This window comes from Pararhodonellum marinum, from assembly GCF_015354735.1.
In the GTDB taxonomy this organism is placed as follows: Bacteria; Bacteroidota; Bacteroidia; order Cytophagales; family Cyclobacteriaceae; genus Pararhodonellum; species Pararhodonellum marinum.
Window position 1 is genome coordinate 1 of the sequence record NZ_JACEFJ010000035.1, and the last position, 1,723, is coordinate 1,723.

1 protein-coding gene is annotated in these 1,723 nt (G+C 53.3%); it reads right to left on the reverse strand.

All coding sequences use genetic code 11. From position 1 onward, the window contains the following. A partial coding sequence (locus H1A14_RS22985; RefSeq protein ID WP_194778661.1) for a DUF7507 domain-containing protein occupies positions 1–1,723 on the reverse strand: 1,723 nt, incomplete at both ends.

Consider the following 1,723-nt stretch of genomic DNA (forward strand, 5'->3'; position numbering starts at 1 on the left):
GTGGGTCCTGGAACTTCGTCAGTGGTTACCGAAACGCTGTTGACCAATGTGGTTCCCGCATCGATATCCGCCTGGGTGGCCTGATACGTGGTGGTCAGCTCCCGGCTGCCTCCAACTGGAATATCAGCCAGTGAACCCGTCAGTGTGGCGGTGCTGCCGTCGGGTAAGATATCGGTCACCTGAAGTCCGGTAAGAACTACATTACCTGTATTCTCTATGGTTATGGTGTACTGTAATAAGGTCGGCTCCGAAATGCTGGTCGGGTTTACGGTTTTGCTTACCGTCAGTCCAGCATTCTGTTCTATGGTGGTTTCTGCCGTGTCTTCGGTTGGGCCGGGGACTTCGTCAGTGCTTACCGAAACGCTGTTGACCAAAGTGGCTCCCGCATCGATATCCGCCTGGGTGGCCTGATACGTGGTGGTCAGTTCCCTGCTGCCTCCAACAGGAATATCAGCCAGTGAACCCGTGAGTGTGGCCGTGGTGCCGTCAGGTAAGATATCGGTTACATTCAGTCCGGTCAAGACTACATTACCGGTATTCTCAATGGTAATCGTGTATTGCAGTAAGGTAGGTTCCGAAATGCTGGTCGGATTCACTGTTTTGTTTACCGTCAGTCCCGCAGTCTGGCTGATGGTGGTTTCTGCCGTGTCTTCGGTTGGGCCGGGGACTTCGTCAGTGCTTACCGAAACGCTGTTGACCAAAGTGGCTCCCGCATCGATATCCGCCTGGGTGGCCTGATAGCTGGTGGTCAGCTCTCTGCTGCCTCCAACGGGGATATCAGCAAGCGAACCCGAAAGTGTGGCCGTGCTGCCGTCCGGCAGAATATCGGTTATATTCAGTCCCGTCAGTACAACATTACCGGTATTCTCAATGGTAATCGTGTATTGCAGTAAGGTAGGTTCCGAAATGCTGGTCGGGTTTACGGTTTTGCTTACCGTCAGTCCAGCATTCTGTTCTATGGTGGTTTCTGCCGTGTCATTTGTTGGGCCCGGAACTTGAGCGGTAGTCACCGAAACACTGTTGACCAAAGTGGTTCCCGCATCGATATCCGCCTGGGTGGCCTGATAAGTGGTGGTCAGTTCCCGGCTGCCTCCAACTGGAATATCAGCCAGTGAACCCGTGAGTGTGGCCGTGCTGCCGTCAGGTAAGATATCAGTCAACTGAAGTCCGCTCAAGACTACGTTACCCGTATTCTCAATGGTAATCGTGTACTGCAGTAAGGTCGGTTCGGAAATGCTGGTAGGATTCACCGTCTTGCTGACCGTCAGCCCCGCATTCTGTTCAATGGTGGTTTCTGCCGTGTCATTTGTTGGGCCCGGAACTTGAACGGTAGTCACTGAAACAGTGTTGACCAAAGGGGTTCCCGCATTGATATCCGCCTGAGTGGCCTGATACGTGGTGGTCAGTTCCCTGCTTCCTCCAACCGGAATATCAGCCAGTGAACCCGTGAGTGTGGCCGTGGTGCCGTCAGGTAAGATATCGGTTACATTCAGTCCGGTAAGGGCTACATTCCCCGTATTTTGAATATTGATGGTGTACTGTAAAAGAGTCGGCTCCGAAATGCTGGTCGGATTCACTGTTTTGCTTACCGTCAGTCCCGCAGTCTGGGCAATGGTGGTTTCTGCCGTGTCTTCCGTGGGTCCCGGAACTTCGTCAGTGGTTACCGAAACGCTGTTTACCAAAGTGGTTCCCGCATCGATATCCGCCTGGGTGGCCTGATAGC